General features: G+C 71.1%; 16 protein-coding genes. 6 read left to right on the top strand and 10 right to left on the bottom strand.

All coding sequences use genetic code 11. The annotated features are described in order from the left end of the window. Nucleotides 1-17: 17 nt before the first annotated feature. Both ACFCVM_RS11425 and ACFCVM_RS11420 read right to left on the bottom strand, forming a co-directional pair. Nucleotides 18-1220 (bottom strand): MFS transporter, encoded by a 1203-nt coding sequence (locus ACFCVM_RS11425; protein ID WP_375836287.1) that lies wholly within the window; start codon nucleotides 1218-1220, stop codon nucleotides 18-20. Nucleotides 1221-1299: 79 nt separating this feature from the next. Next, on the bottom strand, nucleotides 1300-1965 hold the full coding sequence (locus tag ACFCVM_RS11420; RefSeq protein WP_375836286.1) for an asparagine synthase: 666 nt from the start codon (nucleotides 1963-1965) through the stop codon (nucleotides 1300-1302). 103 nt (nucleotides 1966-2068) lie between these two features. Here ACFCVM_RS11420 and ACFCVM_RS11415 point away from each other — a divergent pair, with 103 nt between their 5' ends. Beyond that, on the top strand, nucleotides 2069-2647 hold the full coding sequence (locus ACFCVM_RS11415) for a GIY-YIG nuclease family protein (protein ID WP_375836285.1): 579 nt from the start codon (nucleotides 2069-2071) through the stop codon (nucleotides 2645-2647). Here ACFCVM_RS11415 and ACFCVM_RS11410 read toward each other — a convergent pair. Genes ACFCVM_RS11410 through ACFCVM_RS11400 form a run of 3 tightly spaced genes read right to left on the bottom strand, consistent with a single transcriptional unit; the run spans nucleotide 2644 to nucleotide 3995 of the window. Further along, a complete protein-coding gene (locus tag ACFCVM_RS11410; protein WP_375836284.1) occupies nucleotides 2644-3291 on the bottom strand; it encodes a class I SAM-dependent methyltransferase in 648 nt (215 codons plus the stop codon). The genes ACFCVM_RS11415 and ACFCVM_RS11410 overlap by 4 nt on opposite strands. A gap of 11 nt (nucleotides 3292-3302) precedes the next feature. Then, complete coding sequence (locus ACFCVM_RS11405) at nucleotides 3303-3731, bottom strand: cupin domain-containing protein (protein ID WP_375836283.1); 429 nt, start codon at nucleotides 3729-3731, stop codon at nucleotides 3303-3305. Between the two features lie 36 nt (nucleotides 3732-3767). Continuing rightward, a complete protein-coding gene (locus ACFCVM_RS11400; protein ID WP_375836282.1) occupies nucleotides 3768-3995 on the bottom strand; it encodes a hypothetical protein in 228 nt (75 codons plus the stop codon). A 47-nt stretch (nucleotides 3996-4042) separates the two neighbouring features. Between ACFCVM_RS11400 and ACFCVM_RS11395 the strand changes: the two genes are divergently transcribed. Continuing rightward, complete coding sequence (locus tag ACFCVM_RS11395; protein ID WP_375836281.1) at nucleotides 4043-4567, top strand: MarR family winged helix-turn-helix transcriptional regulator; 525 nt, start codon at nucleotides 4043-4045, stop codon at nucleotides 4565-4567. Nucleotides 4568-4596: 29 nt separating this feature from the next. Here ACFCVM_RS11395 and ACFCVM_RS11390 read toward each other — a convergent pair whose 3' ends face one another. After that, on the bottom strand, nucleotides 4597-5514 hold the full coding sequence (locus ACFCVM_RS11390) for an NAD(P)-dependent oxidoreductase (protein ID WP_375836280.1): 918 nt from the start codon (nucleotides 5512-5514) through the stop codon (nucleotides 4597-4599). A 144-nt stretch (nucleotides 5515-5658) separates the two neighbouring features. Next, nucleotides 5659-8751: an efflux RND transporter permease subunit gene (locus ACFCVM_RS11385; protein ID WP_375836279.1), complete on the bottom strand. Its 3093-nt coding sequence runs from the start codon at nucleotides 8749-8751 to the stop codon at nucleotides 5659-5661. 125 nt (nucleotides 8752-8876) lie between these two features. Between ACFCVM_RS11385 and ACFCVM_RS11380 the strand changes: the two genes are divergently transcribed. Then, nucleotides 8877-9383, top strand: coding sequence for a MarR family winged helix-turn-helix transcriptional regulator (locus ACFCVM_RS11380; protein ID WP_375836278.1), 507 nt, complete (start codon nucleotides 8877-8879; stop codon nucleotides 9381-9383). Between the two features lie 28 nt (nucleotides 9384-9411). On the opposite strand, the gene ACFCVM_RS11375 is transcribed toward ACFCVM_RS11380, so the two are convergent. Both ACFCVM_RS11375 and ACFCVM_RS11370 read right to left on the bottom strand, forming a co-directional pair. After that, nucleotides 9412-10353 carry a DMT family transporter gene (locus ACFCVM_RS11375; protein ID WP_375836277.1) on the bottom strand — a complete coding sequence of 314 codons (942 nt, stop codon included), beginning with the start codon at nucleotides 10351-10353 and terminating at the stop codon, nucleotides 9412-9414. 30 nt (nucleotides 10354-10383) lie between these two features. Beyond that, nucleotides 10384-11934, bottom strand: coding sequence for an FAD-dependent monooxygenase (locus ACFCVM_RS11370; protein ID WP_375836276.1), 1551 nt, complete (start codon nucleotides 11932-11934; stop codon nucleotides 10384-10386). A gap of 57 nt (nucleotides 11935-11991) precedes the next feature. Between ACFCVM_RS11370 and ACFCVM_RS11365 the strand changes: the two genes are divergently transcribed. Together ACFCVM_RS11365 and ACFCVM_RS11360 are read left to right on the top strand one after the other, a co-directional pair. Next, nucleotides 11992-12990 carry a cation diffusion facilitator family transporter gene (locus ACFCVM_RS11365; protein WP_375836274.1) on the top strand — a complete coding sequence of 333 codons (999 nt, stop codon included), beginning with the start codon at nucleotides 11992-11994 and terminating at the stop codon, nucleotides 12988-12990. Between the two features lie 12 nt (nucleotides 12991-13002). After that, nucleotides 13003-14220 (top strand): AI-2E family transporter, encoded by a 1218-nt coding sequence (locus tag ACFCVM_RS11360; RefSeq protein WP_375836273.1) that lies wholly within the window; start codon nucleotides 13003-13005, stop codon nucleotides 14218-14220. A 21-nt stretch (nucleotides 14221-14241) separates the two neighbouring features. Here ACFCVM_RS11360 and ACFCVM_RS11355 read toward each other — a convergent pair whose 3' ends face one another. Then, a complete protein-coding gene (locus ACFCVM_RS11355) occupies nucleotides 14242-15042 on the bottom strand; it encodes a DNA/RNA non-specific endonuclease (protein ID WP_375836272.1) in 801 nt (266 codons plus the stop codon). Between the two features lie 112 nt (nucleotides 15043-15154). Here ACFCVM_RS11355 and ACFCVM_RS11350 point away from each other — a divergent pair, with 112 nt between their 5' ends. Continuing rightward, a complete protein-coding gene (locus ACFCVM_RS11350; RefSeq protein ID WP_375836271.1) occupies nucleotides 15155-16321 on the top strand; it encodes a hypothetical protein in 1167 nt (388 codons plus the stop codon). The last annotated feature ends 17 nt before the right edge of the window (nucleotides 16322-16338 follow it).

Here is a 16338-nt window from a genome sequence, read left to right as displayed (position 1 = left end):
TCGCGTGCGTCGAGCGATCAGCTCGAGCGTGCCGTGAACATCGCGACGAACGCGAGCGCCGCCATGACCGCCGCCATCGCGGCGTAAGAGCCGACGCCCGCGGCCACCGCCGGTCCGATCGCCGGCGAGAGGGCCATCGCGATCGTGATCGGCGCGGCGAAGGCGCCGTTGATGGCGCCGTAGTTGCGCGTGCCCCAGCGATCGGCGACCGCCGACGCCTGCACGAGCGTGTACGCGCCGCGTACGGCGCCCGCGACGATGCCGATCGCGATGAGCAACCAGATCGGGCCGGGAACGAGCGCCAGGGCGGCGAGCGAGACCGCGGTGAGCGCGCAGACGACGGCGACGGGCACCCACGGCCTGGCCCCTCGCGGCAGCACGAGGAACAGCAGCCGGCCGATCACCTGCCCCGCGCCGATCAGGCCGAGCGCGAGGGCCGCGAACTCGAAGGTCAGGCCCTTCTCGATGTACAACGGCACCGCGGCGAGCGTCGTGCTCATGAGCGCCACGCTGACGGCGATCATCGTGATCTCGAGCATCCAGAAGCGACGCGTGCGCAGCACCGAGGAGACCGTGTGCACGGCTTCCTCGTGCGCGACCGGTCGATGAGGCCATCGGCGTTCGAGCGAGAGCAGATGCAGCGGCACGGTGACGATGGCGAGCACCGCGGCGAGCACGAGGAAGCTCGCCCGCCAGTCGAGCACCGAGAGCAGGGCCGCGACGATCGGGGCGAAGATCGTCGAGGCGAGTCCGCCGGCCAGCGTCAGGATCGTCATCGGCACCTGGCGGCGTGCACCGTAGCGGCGGGTGATCACGGTGAAGGCGGCCTGGTAGAGCACGGCCGATTGCGCGATGCCGCACACGATCCAGGCCGTCGCGAAGAGCACGAGGTCGGGCGCGGAGGCGACGCCCACGAGTCCGACCGCACCGACGAGCGATCCGAGACTCATGACGGTGCGCGGCCCGCGCTCGTCGAGCAGGCGCCCGACGAGCACTCCGGCGAACGCCGAGACCACGAGCCCGGCCGAGAAGGCGGCCGTGATCGCGACGAGCGACCACCCCGTCTCGCGCGCCACCTCGGGCGCCGCGACGATCATCGCGTAGTAGAGGATGCCCCAGCTGAAGACCTGCCCGGTCGACAATGCGGCGAGCCGAAGACCCGGCCGGCCGGCCGGCACCGGCGGCGCCTCGATTCCGTCGATGCGGTCGGTGCGGCTCATCTCCCCCACGCTAGCGCGGAGCACGGATGCCCGGATCCGCCTGCCGTGAAGGCTCGATGAAGTCCCGGTGCCTGCCGGCCTAGCCCACGAACCCGCGGAACGGGTCGTTCGCCTCGGCACGGCGTGCCCGCTCGGCCTCGGCGGCGGCGACACCGCGGTCGAGGTCGGCCAGCAGGTCGTGGAGACGATCGTCGCGCTCGGCCTCGTAGGTCTCGTCGACCTCGATCTCGGGCCACTCGCCCCACTCGCGGTCGAGGCGCGTCTCGATCGCGCCCGAGACCTCTTCCCAGGCCTCCTCGCGCGCTCGCTCGGCGAACGCCGTGAGGTACTCGGGGTCGTTGCGGCGCGTCCAGAGTTCTTTCGCCACGGCGGCGTAGACCTGCTCGCGCCGGCGCAGGTTCGCGGCATCCGCCCGTCGGTAGTCGTGTTCGTGCGAGGATCGGCCCTCGCGCTTCGCGGCGGCCGAACGCGCGTCAGCGGTGATCTCGGCGACCTCGTCGGCCTCCTGCACGAGCTCGTAGAGCACTTCTCGGGCGGCCGCGGCCGCCCGCTCGGGCGCGAACGGCTCTTCGCCGCGCAACGCCTCGACGATCAGTCGGTTCTTCAGCGCCATGCGCCCGGCGGACTCGGCGACGAGCACGCCTTCTGCGAGCATCTCGTCGAACGTCGGCATCGGGGCCTCGGGCAGCGCCGTGCGATCGAACGGCTTGAACCGCCGTCGCTCCCGCTTGCGCCACAGGGGCATGCCGATCGACCTCCGAACCTCGGCGTCCGCCGCCGTTCGGCGGTCGGGAATCGAGCCTATCGCGGCCCCCTGTCGCGTCGGTGGTCGCGGCTAGCCTTCCGGTATGAGCCGAGCGGATGCCGCAGGGCGGGTGTGCAGCATCCGCCTCGACGACGGCCCGTGCCCGGCGCCGGTCGCGGCGGGCGCACCCCTCGACCTCTGCACCGGGCACCTGCTCGAGGCCCACGACTGGGTGGCCGGCGAGGTCGGCGTGACCGACCTGCTGCCCGAGCCCTGTCTCGTCTGCGGCTCGAGGGTCGGGGTCGTCTACCCGTCGGGCCGCATCTGCGCGATCTGCGAGTGGCGCGTGGGCGACGCGCCCGATCACGGGGTGGCCGACCCCCGGGTCGACGTCGTCTACTACCTCGGCTATCGCGACCAGATCAAGATCGGCACCTCGGGCAATCCGCGCGTCCGGTTCGCGAGCCTGCCGCACGACGAGGTGCTCGCCTTCGAGCTCGGCGATCGCCTGCTCGAGCAGCGTCGCCACGCGCAGTTCGCGGCCCACCGCTTCGCAGGCACCGAGTGGTTCGGCGTGCACGACGAGCTCCTCGCCCACATCGCCGAGCTGCGCCTCGGCGTCGCCGACCCGTGGGCGCAGTACGACCGCTGGGTGAGCCGACGGCTCGCCGCGCAGAGCTAGGCGGCCGGTACCCCCGCACCGGCGCCGGCGGCGGTGCGCCGCGCCACGATCGCCGCCTGGGGTCGACTGCCCGCTTGGGCGCGGGTGTGTACCTCTTCCACCGCGAACCCGGCTGCCTCGAGACGCTCGGCCATCGCCGACGGAGGCCAGAAGTAGGCGGTCACGACCTTGTGCGCGAACGGCTCGAGCCTCGCCCCGTCGAAGAAGCCGAGCAGCAGGGTTCCGCCGGGGGCGATGCACCGTGCGAACTCGTCGAGGGCCGACGGCACCCGGTCGGGCTCGAGGTGGATCAGCGAGTACCACGCGAGGATCCCGCCGAGGGCGGCGTCGGCGACGCCGAGGTCGTCGAACGAGGCAACGCGATACGGCACCTCGGGGAATCGCTCGCTCGCTCGAGCCACGAACGCGGGAACGAGATCGACGCCCTCGACCTCATGGCCGAGCCGGCGGAGGTGGTCGGCCCAGTGGCCCGGCCCGCACCCGGCGTCGAGCACGGCTCCGCCTAGGCGCTCGGCCCATCGAGAGATGAGTGCACGGTCGAGTTCGTGCAGGTCGGCGACCGAGCCGAACAGCGAGATGTACTCTTCGACGCGCTCGGTGTATGCCTCGCGCACCGCGGCGGTCGGCGAGTCGTCGGTCGTCACACTGCCGCCGGCTACCAGGGCGACGGGCGGTCGTTGTCGCGCGAGCTGTCGTCGGGCAGGTGCGGCAGTTCGGAGCCGCCGGCGCGGATGCACAGCCACCGCAGCTGCTCGGAGCCGTCGGGCGCACAGCGCCAGGTGCGCCAGACGCCCTGCCCCACGCGCACGACACTGCCGGAGCCGACCTCGACGACCTCGTCGTCGAGGCCCATCTGCCCGCGCCCGCCGAGGAACACGTAGAGCTCCTCCACACGCGAGTGCGTGTGCCAGTAGCCGGCCTCTTCACCGGGTTCGAGCGCATTCGCCGTCATGCCGATGTACTGCATCTCGAGGTCGTGGTCGACGACCCGTCGCCCGTCACGCGAGCTCTCGGGGCGGAAGCCGCCGAAATGCTCCCGCCACTCGTCGAGTCCGCCCATCTCCAGCACTTCGTAGTCGCTCACGTCGTCAGAGTAGCGGGCGGCACCGACACCTCGACGTCAGGGGCAGTGCAGCTGCGTGCGCTCGAACGAGCGGTCGATCGTGTGGCTCGACATCGGGGCACCGCAGAGCGGGCATGTCGGAGGCGCGGCCGGCACCGGCTCCTCGTCGTACGGGCCCAGGGGCGGCGGCCCGATGTAGGGCAGCAGCTTGGCGTTCAGCCGGTCGATGAAGCCGGCGTAGCCGCGCTGGGCCCCGGGTGGCGTTTCCCGCTTTCTTCGTGTCACAATCATTAGTGTACTAATGATTTGCCGCCACGTCATACTGGAAGCCCATGAACGCCAGCAGCGCACTCCCCGACACCGCCGACGAGACGGTCACCGCAGACCCGGCGTCGGCCGCGCCATCCGCGGCCGCACCCGGCGATGCCGACGACCTGCTCGCCCTCGAGAACCAGGTCTGCTTCGCCCTCGCCGTCGCCGCGCGCGGCGTGATCGGCGTCTACCGGCCGATCCTCGAACCCCTCGGCCTCACGCACCCGCAGTACCTCGTCATGCTCGCGCTCTGGCAGCGGAGCCCGCGCACCGTGCGCGACCTCGGCGAGGCGCTGCAGCTCGAGCCGGCGACGCTGTCACCGCTGCTCAAGCGACTCGAGGCGCAGGGCTACCTCACCCGCGAGCGCAGCGCCCGCGACGAGCGCGCCCTCGACGTCGCGCTCACGCCTGCCGGGCGGGCGCTGCGCGAGCAGGCGCTCGCCATTCCGCCGCAGGTCGTCGACCGGCTCGGCATGAGCCTCGACGAGCTCGGGCGCCTCCGAGACCGGCTCACCGAGGTCATCACGGCCGTGCAGCACGGCTGAGACCGCCGCTCACGCAAGGGCCGAGCCGCTCACGCCTCGGGGTCGAACCCCGCGACGCTGCCGTCGGCCGAGGCGTACTTCACGATGAGGCTCGCGTCCTTGCCGCCGAAGCCCTCGCCGATCAGCCGCTCGAACTGCTCGAGCGCGATGCGCGATGCCGGCATCGGCAGCCCGGCGGCGTCGCCTGCGGCGAGCGCGAAGGAGAGGTCCTTCTGGGCGAGCACCGCCGAGAAGGTGGCGTCGAACCCGCGATTGGCGGGGCTCGTCGGCACGACGCCCGGCGCCGGATACCAGGTGCGCAGCGGCCACGACTCCCCCGACGAGACGGAGGCCACCTCGAAGAACTTCGCCGGGTCGAGCCCGAGCTCGGCGGCGAGCTGCGACCCCTCGGCGACGCCGAGCAGCGAGACGAAGAGCATGAGGTTGTTCGCGAGCTTCGCGGCGATGCCCATCGTGGGGCCGCCGAGGTCGAAGACGTGCGCGGCGAGCGGCTCGACGAGACGCGTGGCCTCGGCGACATCCGCCGGATCGCCGCCGAGCATGAAGGTGAGCGTCGCCGCTTCGGCTCCCGCGATGCCGCCCGAGACGGGCGAGTCGACGAAGCGGAACCCGCGTTCGACGGATGCCTCGTGGCAGAACCTCGACGTCGCGACGTCGACGGTCGAGGTGTCGAGCAGCAGCGCCGAGGCGGGTGCAGCGGCCCACACCCCGTCTTCTCCCCCGTAGACCTCGCGCACGTGCTCGCTGCGCGGCAGCGAGGTGAAGACGGCATCGGCGTCCCGCGCCGCCTCCTCGACGGTCGCGACGATGCGCACCCCGCGCTCGGCGGCGGCGGTGCGCGCCGCGGGCACCGGGTCGATGCCCCGCACGATGTGTCCGGCCGCGACGAGATTGCCCGCCATCGGCCCGCCCATGTGACCCAGACCGATCCACGCGATGGTGGCCATGGTTCCTCCCGACACGTCGATGTGCAGCACGCCCTCGCGTCCACGATACGGTCGGGGCCACTGGCGGGCAATGAGCCGGCCGACATGCGAGCAGGGAGCGGGCACCCGTGTCGGGGTGCCCGCTCCCTGGTCTCGATGCGCGGGTCAGGCGCCCTTCGCCGCCCGCTTCGCCTCGCGCCGCTCGCGACGCCCCTCGACCAGCAGGTAGAGCACGGGCACGAGCACGAGCGTCAGCAGCGTCGACGAGACGAGGCCGCCGATCACGACGATCGCGAGGTCCTGCGAGATGAACCCGCTCGACCCGGTGACGCCGAACGCCATCGGCATGAGGGCGAAGATCGTCGCGAGCGCCGTCATGAGGATCGGACGCAGGCGCTGACGGGCTCCGTTGAAGACGGCGTCGGCCACCTTCTGCCCCTGGGCGCGGTACTGGTTCACGAGGTCGATGAGCACGATCGCGTTCGTCACGACGATGCCGATCAGCATGAGCATGCCGATGAGCGCCGAGATGCCGAGCGGTCGGCCGGTCGCGAGCAGCAGGGCGATGGCGCCCGTCGCCGCGAACGGGATCGACACGAGCAGGATCAGCGGCTGGCGGAGCGACCGGAACGTCGCCACGAGCAGCATGAACACGATCGCGATCGCCACGAGCATCGCGAGGCCGAGCTGTTCGAACGACTCGGTCTGGGTCTCGGCGAGGCCGCCGATCTCGGCGGTGACGCCCTGCGGCAGCTCCAGTTCGGCGAGGCGCTCCTGCACCGACGCGGTGACGGCGCCGAGTTCGCCCTCCTCGGGCGTGATCGAGATGGTCGCGACGAGATCGCCCGCCTGACGGGCGATCGAGGTCGGCACGGCGACTTCCTCGACCGTCGCGATCGCCGACAACGGCACGAAGCCCACGGGGCTCGCGGTGCTCGGCACCACGACCTGCTCGAGCTCGGCGATGCTCTGCGGAGCCGGGGCGCCGTCGACGTAGATGCGGTACTCCTCGCCGTCGAGGCCGATCGAGCCGATCGACTGGGGCGAGAGCGTGCCCGCCACGATGCCGAGCACCTGCACCTCGGTGAGGCCGTTCTCGAGCGCGGTCGTGCGATCGACGGTCACCTGCACGATGGGCTGTGCGGGAGCGCGATCGCTCGTGATCTCCGCGGCGTTCGGCGTGCCCTCGAGGGCGTCGAGGACGTCATCGGATGCCGCGGCGAGATCGCTCTCGTTCGCGGCCTGCACGATCACGTCGACGGTGCCGCCGAAGCCGCCCATCGCGGCCGAGTCGGCGATGCCGATCTCGCCGGCGTCCTCGATCTCGGCGAGGCTCGCCCGGAGCTCGTCCTGCAGCGCGGCCTGGTCGACGTCCTTCGACGTGTTCACGATGTAGGTCGCGGTGCCGCCCGCGCCGCCGAGCATCGACATCATGCCGCCGCCCGATCCGGCGGTGAGCATGACATCGTCGACGCCCTCGGTCTCGAGCAGCACGTCCTCGACCTTCTCGGCGCCCGCGGAGATGGTCTCGAGGTCGGTGCCTGCCGGGAACTCCTGCGACACCATGACCATGTTCTGGCCGGTGGAGCCGAGGAAGTCGACCTTCAGGAACGGCACCATCGCGAAGGTGATGACGAGCAGCAGCACCGAGGAGACGAGGGTGATCACCGGATGCCTCTGCGTGCCGCGCAGCACCGGGGCGTAGCCGCGCTGCAGCCAGCCCGTGCGCTCCTTCTCCTCCGCGACGAGGCGCGTGGCCTCGATGTCGTCGAGGTTCTTCGGCTGCCGCAGGAACCAGTACGAGAGCACGGGCACGATCGTGAGCGAGACGAGGAGCGAGGAGAGCATCGCGATCGTCACGGTGAGGGCGAACGGCGCGAAGAGCTCGCCCACCATGCCGCCGACGAGGGCGATCGGCAGGAACACCGCGACCGTCGTGAGGGTCGACGAGGTGATCGCACCCGCGACCTCGCGCACGGCGCCGAGGATCGCCTGCACCTTCGCCTCGCCGTAGGCGAGATGCCGCTTGATGTTCTCGATGACGACGATCGAGTCGTCGACCACGCGTCCGATCGCGATCGTGAGCGCACCGAGGGTGAGCATGTTGAGCGAGTAGCCGCCGAGGTTCAGCCCGATGAAGGTCACGAGCACCGAGAGCGGGATGGAGATCGCGGTCACGAGCGTCGAACGCACCGACATGAGGAAGATCAGGATGACGACGATCGCGAAGAGAAGGCCCAGCAGGCCCTCGATCGCGAGATGCTCGATCGACTCCTCGATGAACGGCGCCTGGCTGAAGACCACGGTCAGCTCGATGCCGTCGAGCTCGTCGGAGAGGTCGGCGAGTGCGTCGTCGACCGCGTGCGAGACGGCGACCACGTCGGCGCTCTGCGTTGCGACGATCGAGAGCGAGAGCGCCTCGACGCCGTTCGTGCGGGTGATCGAGGTCTGCGGCTCGGTCTCGAGCTCGACGGATGCCACGTCGCCGAGCAGCACGACCGTGCCGGGCTGCGTCGTCGACGCGAGCGGGATCTCGCGGAGCGCGTCGAGCGAGTCGATCGACTCGCCGCCCTGCACGGGCAGGAGCTGGCCGTCCTCGGTGATGCTGCCGAGCGGCATCGTGAGCCCGTTGGCCTCGAGGGCCTCGGAGATCGCCATCGGCGAGATGCCCTGCGCCGCGAGCGCCGCCTGGTCGGGAGTGATCACGACGCGCTCGGTCTCGCCCCCCGAGACCGTGGCTGAGCGCACACCGTCGATGGCTTCGAGGCGGGGCACCACGACGTCGTCGAGGGTCGCGGAGAGCTCGCTGAGCGAGACATCCGTCGCCCCCGCCGTCAGGAACATGATCGGGAGCGACGAGGTGCTGCCCGCGAGCACCTCGGGTTCTGCGCTCTCCGGCAGCGTTCCGTCGAGCCCCGCGAGGGCGTCGTTCAGCGATGCCGTGAACTCCTTGGCGTCGGTGCCGTACGCGTAGGCGACGGAGACCGTCGACACGCCGCTCGACGAGCTCGCGAGCACGGACTCGACGTCGTCGAGGTTCGACAGCGCGTTCGAGATCGGCAGGCTCACCTGCTCGTCCATCACCTCGGGGCTCGCTCCGGGCACGACCGTGACCACGGTCGACTGCGGCAGCTCGATCGACGGGATGAGCTCCTGCTTGAGCTGGGTCATCGAGAAGAGGCCGAAGCCGGCGATGACGAGCGTCACGAGCGCGACGAGCGCCCGGTTGGCGAGACTGAATCGGGCGAGTCTGTGCATGGCCGTCCTGGGGGTCGGGGCGTGGTCGTACCGAGGCGGATTTGCTTCGTGTGATACGAAGCTTCGCCTTAGGCTACGTATTCCTCCCTGTGTTGCGGCTGAGAACACCGGGGTACGGTAATCGAGTGGAGAGCTTCGAAGTCGCCAGCGCCGGCCAGGGCGAACTCCTCGACGAACTCCTCCGCTTGCAGGCGGCGATGGAGACCATCGTGGTGCCCGAACTCGTCGAACCGTTGCTCTCGATCCGGCTCACGATGCAGCAGCTCAAGGTGCTCGGCATCATCCTGACCGACCCCGACGGCAGCACCGTGCAGGGCCTCTCGAAGACGCTCGGTGTCTCGCTCGCCACCATGTCGGGCATCGTCGACCGGCTGACCGGCCAAGACATGACCACGCGTGTCGACGACCCCAATGACCACCGGGTGCGCCGGGTGCTCGCCACCGCCAAGGGGCGCGAGGTGATGCAGGAGCTGCTCGCCGCGCGGCCGCAACTCAGCCGCCCGCCGCTCGAACGGCTCGACGTCGAGGATCTTCGAGCGCTCACGCGCGGCGTGGGCGCGCTGCTCCGTGCACTGGAAGCGGAGGCGGCGGCCGCCGCCGCCGCCGAGAGCGAGCACCACCCCGAGCGCTGACGCGCGCCCGCGCGTCGGGCCGCGCCGGTCAGGCCATGCCCTCCGCGGTCTGCTCGAGCTGCGACTTCGGCCGTGCGCGCTGCGTTGCGAGTGCGGTGCCCGCCGCACCGCAGACGATGACGATCGCGATCACCTCGGTGGTCGAGAAGGTCTCCGAGAGCACGAGCCAGCCGAACACGGCTGCGATCACGGGGCCGAAGCTCGTGACGATGGCGTAGATGCGCGGCGAGATGCGGCGAAGGATCCAGGTGTCGAGGCTGTACGGCAACGCCGACGACAGCACGCCGACGCCGAGCAGGAGGCCCACGACGGCCCAGTCGATCGTCGCGGGATCGAAGGTCGCCGCCGCGAACGGCACGAGCAGCGCGAGGCTGACGATGCTCGCGACGGTGAGTCCTTCGAGTCCCGGCAGGCCGTGCGCGACCTTGCGCGTGAGCAGGATGTAGCCGGCCCAGGCCGCCGCGGCGGTCAGGGCGAGCGCCACGCCCCACGGGTCGATGTCCGCGGCATCCGACGCCCCGGGCCCGATCAGCAGCACCACGCCGGCGCCCGCGGCGAGTGCGCAGACCACGTCGAGCATGCGACGTGAGCTCGCGAGCGCGATGGCGAGCGGCCCGAGGAACTCGATCGTCGCGGCGATGCCGAGGCCGAGCAGGTGCACCGACTCGTAGAACGTGACGTTCATGACGGCGAGCACGACGCCGAGCGCGACCGCAGGCCAGAGCCGGCGCCATGTGAGCTCGGCGCGCTTCGGCCGGTAGAACGGGAGCACGGCGACGACCATCACGAGCTGGCGCACGGCGACCACGACGAACGATCCGACGATCGGGATGACGAGTCCCGCGAGCGAGGATCCGAAGTTGATGGAGACCTCGGTGCCGAGCTGCACCGCGGCTCCGGCGAGGTTCCTGCTGCCGGCCGCGCCAGGCGCGGGCGCGGGCGCCGGTGCGGGCGTCGTCTGGTCGGTCACCATACGACGATACGCGTCGATGAGCGGGCCTCAGAATCCGGCGAGGCGGGCCCGGGCCGCGTCGAGGTCGGCGCCCGTGCCGGGAGCGAGCACCTCGGCGACCACGAAGCCGTCGCGGCGCACGAGGTAGACCCGATCGGCCCGCAGCCGGGCACGTCGGGGCCTGCCGGTGTCGCGGCTGAAGACGTGCGCCTCGACCCCGAGCTCGGCGGCGATGCGCCGCACCGCCCGCTCGGGCACGCCGTAGCCGTGCACCTGCCACTGCATCGAACGCAGGGCGTCGAAGTTCTCGCCCGTCCACCGCAGCCGAACGCCCACGGCCCCGGCCCCGTCTCTGCGGGTGCCTGCGGCATCCGGCACCGGGTAGCGGATGCGAGTCTGCGAGAGGTAGCCGAACACGCGCCGACCGCCGACGAGCAGCGGCGCGAGTCGTACGACCACCGGTCCGACGAGCGGCACGACCCGGCCGCGCAGGAATCGCGCAGTGGGCGAGGCGGAGGTCACGACGGCGAACGCGCGATCCGTCGTCGCGACGAGCACCTCGCCGACCGGTCGACGCTCCGCCTCGTAGCGGTCGAGCCGGGCGTCGGGCATGCCGCCGACCACGACGTCGGCGAGCGCGCAGGCGAGACCGTGCGCCTCCTGCAACCCCGTGTTCATGCCCTGCGCACCGATCGGCGAGTGGATGTGGGCGGCGTCGCCGACGAGGAAGCATGGCCCGTCCCGGAAGCGCGCGGCGAGGCGGTGGTGCAGTCGATAGGTCGTGAACCACGCGGATGCCGCGTACCGCACGCCGAACTCCCGGTCGAGCATTCCGCGCACGAGCGCCTCCGGCAGGTCCCCGTGCTCGTCGCGGTCGCGATCGCGCACGACCCCGAGCAGGCGCGCGCGACCGGGGCCCATCGGAAAGGCGAGCAGGAAGTGCTCGGCCGTGATGCGCACGTTGATCGCGTCGCCGACGAGGCCGGTGACGCCCGAGGCATCCGAGACGTAGAAGGTGTGCTCGTTCGTCGCGCCCTCGAAGGCGATGCCGAGCGTCTCCCGTACGACGGAGTGGGCGCCGTCGGCCCCGATGCAGTACCGGGCGCGCACGACGACCGGCCCGTCGGGCCCGGCGAGCGTGGCAGTGACGGCCGGCGAGGCCCGATGCGATGCGACCTCGAGCCGCTCGAGGCGATGACTCCAGTGCACCTCCTGCCCGAGTTCGACGAGCGCGTCGACGAGCAGCCGCTCGTTGCGGCTCTGCTCGAACACCGTGATCTCGCGGTACGGCGTGACCCCGACGCCGAGCGCGCGCAGGCGGATGCGCCCGAACGGCCGCCCCCGACCCGCCCCCGGCACCACGGTCGTCGCCGTCGAGCGCTCGGCGAGCACGCGGTCGACGAGCCCGAGCTGGTCGTAGAGCTCCATCGAGCGCGCCTGCACGGCGAGCGCGCGCGACTCGCGGGTCGGTCCGTGCTTGCCGTCGACGATCGTCACGTCGACGCCGAGCTTCGCGAGGCACACGGCGGCCGTGAGTCCGCTCGGGCCCGCGCCGACGACGAGCACGTCGGTGTCGATGCGCCCTGCTGCCGCGCCCATGCCTCAACTGTCGCACCGCGCCGACCCGGATGCCAGACTCGAACCGGGGAGGCGTGCATGGGCGACATCGACATCGACACGGGCACGGGCACCGGCAGCACCGGCGAGGACGCTGCGGGCGAGAGCCTGCTCACGGTCGTCATCGCCCTCGTCGCGAACGCCCTCATCGCGATCGCGAAGACGGCAGCGGCGGCGATCACGGGTTCGGCGTCGATGGTCGCCGAGGCCGCTCACTCCTGGGCCGACACCGGCAACGAGATCCTGCTCGTCATCGCCGAGCGCCGCTCGCGGAAGCCGGCGGATGCGCGGCATCCGCTCGGCTTCGGCAAGGACGCGTACATCTGGTCGATGTTCGCCGCGTTCGGGCTCTTCACCGCCGGTGCGGTCGTCTCGATCCAGCACGGCATCACCGAGCTGCTCGACCCCGAGCCGGCGAGTGACTTCGGCATCGCCTACGTCGTGCTCGCCATCTCGTTCGTGCTCGAGGCGATCTCGTTCGTGCGGGCGTACCGGCAGGCCCATGCAGCGGCGCGCGAACGCAGCCTGCACACGATCGAGCATGTCGCGAGGAGCTCGAACCCGACGCTGCGGGCCGTGTTCGCCGAGGATTCGGCCGCGCTCATCGGCCTCGTGCTCGCGTTCCTCGGCGTGCTGCTGCACCAGGTCACGGGCTCCCCCGTCTACGACGCGCTCGGCTCGATCCTCGTCGGCGTGCTGCTCGGGGTGGTCGCGGTCGTGCTCATCGGCCGCAACCGGGCGTTCCTCCTCGGCGAGGCGATCGATGACGAGTCGCGCGACGGTGTGCTCGCCGAACTGCTCGAACGCCCAGAGGTCGATCGCGTCACCTTCCTGCACATCGAGTACACGGGCCCCGACACGGTCTTCGTGATCGCGGCGGTCGACCTCGAGGGCAACCGGGGCGAAGCGGATGTCGCGGCCGAACTGCACGCACTCGAAGACGCCCTCGAGCAGCACCGGCAGGTGGGTCGTGCACTCCTCACCCTCGCCGATCCCGCGAGCCCGCCGCTCCTCCCGCGCCCCCGCTCGCTATCGTGAGGCAAGACGCGCGTGCGCACCGTGCCGATCGGAGTCCTCATGTGGTGGAGCAGGAAGCGAACCGGGTCGAAGGCCGCGACGAACGCGACCGATGCCGAAGCCCTCGGCGCCGAGGTGCCGGGGGGTGAGCACCGCAACGCATTCATCCTGATCGGCCTCGGCGGGGCTGCCGTCGCCGCGTTCGGCATCGCCGCACTCGCGGGCATCATCGCCCCCGTGTTCTTCGCGCTCGTGCTCACGATCTGCGTGCACCCGCTTCGGGTGTGGCTCGAAGACCACGGCGTGCCCCGCGGCATCGCGACGGGCTCGGTCATCGCCGCCGTCACGTTGCTGCTCGTCACCTTCGGCTACGCCGTCATGGTCGCGTTCGGGCAGTTCGCGACCCTGCTGCCCGAGTTCGCCGGCGAGATCAAGGCCTGGGGCGCCGACTTCGCGCAGTGGCTCGTCTCGATCGGCATCAACGCCGACGAGGTGCACGCGCTCTTCTCCGACTTCCAACCCGGCACCGTGATCGGGTTCGTCGGCGGACTCGTCGGCGGCCTCGCCGGCTGGACGTCGACCCTCGTCGTGCTCTTCACGATGCTGCTGCTGATGGCCATGGACGCCGGCTACCTGCCGACGCTGCTGCGCCAGCTCCGGCCGCATCGTCCGCTCGTCGCGACCTCGCTCGTCAACTACGCGAGCAACGTGCGCCGGTACATGGTCGTCACCACCGTGCTCGGCGTGGCGCAGGGTCTCGTCAACTGGGTCGCGTTGACCATCATCGGCGTGCCCGGCGCATTCATCTGGGGGCTGCTCGCCTTCCTCTGCAGCTTCATCCCGAACATCGGCTACTTCATCGCGATCATCCCGCCGATCGTCTTCGGTGCGCTCGTCGGCGGCTGGCCGATGGTGATCGCGGTGATCGTCGTCTACGGGCTCATCAACGCCGTGATCCAGTCGGTCATCCAGCCGCGCGTCGTCGGCAACGCCGTCGCGCTGAGCCAGACGATCACGTTCTTCTCGGTGCTCTTCTGGGCGGTCATCATCGGACCGATCGGCGCGATCCTCGCGATTCCGCTCACCCTGCTCGTGCGCATGGTGCTCGTCGACTCGAACCCGAACTCCTTCTGGATCAGGCCGATGCTCGGCGAGCTCGACGAGACGAAGGCCCTCATGGCCGAGTCGGATGCCGCGGCGAAGGCCGCTCGCAAGGCCAAGCGCTCCCCCGTCGCGCCCTCGGCCGAGTAGCGCCCGCCCGGGGGCGCCACCTCACAACCGGATGGCGCCCAGCGACTCGAGCTCGCGCCACCCGGTGACCGCGACGGTCGACGGCATCACGTCGGCCGCCACGAGCTCGGGCATGACGAGGCCGGTGAGGCCCGCGACATCCGACACCGGCACCTGGAAGGTGCGGAACGGGCCGAGCGGTGGCGCCTCGCCGGGAGTCGGGGCGACGACCTCGCTCGTATCGACGAGCGGTGCCTGATCGACGACGAACGCCGTCGTCGCGAGCCGGCCGCCCGTGTTCCACGCGACGACCTTCCAGAATCGAAGGGGCACCCGGATGCCGCGATACGGCGGATCGCCCGCGCCGAGCACGGGCGCCGTGAAGACGCTGAGCCGCAGCCCGTACGCCTCGGCGTGCGCGAGCACGTGGTCTTCGAGGCCGAGCCACAGCTCTTTCGACTGGTTGAAGCCCGACGCCTGCGGCGCGGCGTTGGGATAGCGGAACGTCTCGGCGTTCGCCCGGGCCGCGATCTCGGGCGCGCCCCACACGGGGTCGCGCCGGCGCACGAGGTGGCCGCGATCGAAGTCGTTGCGGGCGTAGATCTCGGGGCCCGCCTGCCAATCGGCGGGGATGCGCTCGTCGAGCCTCCAGTCGTCGCCGCGAGGCAGGTCGATGAGCGACGGCCCGTCGACGTTGACGCCCGTGACCCGCGCAAATCGCCGCACGGTGTCGAGCACGACCGAGAAGTGGAGGTACTCGAGTTCGACGGCCGCGGAGGCGTCTGCCTCGCCCACTCGCGGCATCGCCGCCGGCACTCCGAGGAACTGCGCGTCGAATCCCATGCCACGAGTCGACCACGACCTGCCGACACTTCCGCAATGGGGAGGCCTCCACCCCCGAGTGGCCGGGACCCGCACATCGGCGCACCTAGGCTTGGCCACCGAAGGGGGAACATTGACTGACGATTCCCGGGGCGAAGAGCCCCAACAGACCATTCCCGAGACGGCTGACGCGGCACCCGCGCCGGCGGTGGTGTCCGAGCCCGCTGCTCCCGTGTACGCACCCGTCGCAACGGCACCCGTCCAGCCTGCTGCCGACGGTGCGGTGCCCCCGGCCAAGAAGGGCCTCGGCACGGGCGCGATCATCGGCATCATCGGCGGCGGGCTGTTCGTGCTCATCGCCCTGATCGTGGCGATCGTGATCGCCATCAGCGTCGTGCGAGGCGTCGCCGGCGGCGGAACTCCCTTCGCAGGTGGCGGCAGCGCCGAGGAGACCGCCGAGGGCTTCCTCACCGCGATCGCCGACGCCGACGCCGAGACCGCGCTCTCGTTCGTGTACGAGACGGAGTCGTCGAGCCCGCTGCTGACCGATGAGGTGCTCGCCGCGTCGCAGAAGCTCGCGCCCCTCACCGACATCGTGATCGGCGAGCCCGAGGTCACGGGCGGCTACGGGCAGGTGCCCGTGACCTACTCGATCGGAGACACGTCCGTCACCACCGACATCTCCGTCTCGCAGATCTCCGACGAGTGGAAGATCACGGGTGGCACCGGGCAGCTGGCCGTCCACCAGCTCGACGGCCTCGAGCCGACGATCAACGGGGTCCCGGTGAGCGGCGAGTACGTCGATGCGTTCCCGGGTGCGTACGAGTACGGCGTGACCGTCGACGGGTTCGCCCTCGAGGGCGAGAAGATCGTCGTCGTGACCGCGCCCAGCGAGTACCCCGACACGAGCGGGATGACCGCAGTGCTCTCGCCCGAGGCCGCCGCCGCCTTCCGGCAGGCCGTCTCGACGGCGATCGACGCGTGCATCGCGTCGACGACGCTCGATGCCGGCTGCGGGCTGGCGATCCCGGCGACGCTGAGCGACGGGACCCAGCTCACCGAGGGCACCATCACTCGTTCACTGTCCGCCGAGACCCGGGCGACGATCGCGGCCCTGGAACCCGAGGTCAGCTACGACGTGCCCACGCTCGTGAGCGGCGGATACCTCGGCTCGGTCGAGGTCACCGCCCAGTGCACGAAGGACGGTTCGACCGGCACGTGCTCGGTGCTGTTCGGCCCGTCGATCGGCACCCCGTCGATGAACTTCGCGACGGATGGCGCCGTCATCGAGTGGGACTGACCCGCTGACCCACTGAC

Origin of the sequence: Agromyces sp. NPDC056389 (genome assembly GCF_042262385.1) — a bacterium.
Taxonomy (GTDB): Bacteria; Actinomycetota; Actinomycetes; order Actinomycetales; family Microbacteriaceae; genus Agromyces.
Note: the sequence above shows the minus strand (reverse complement) of the source record. Positions and strands in the feature narration are given on the sequence as shown.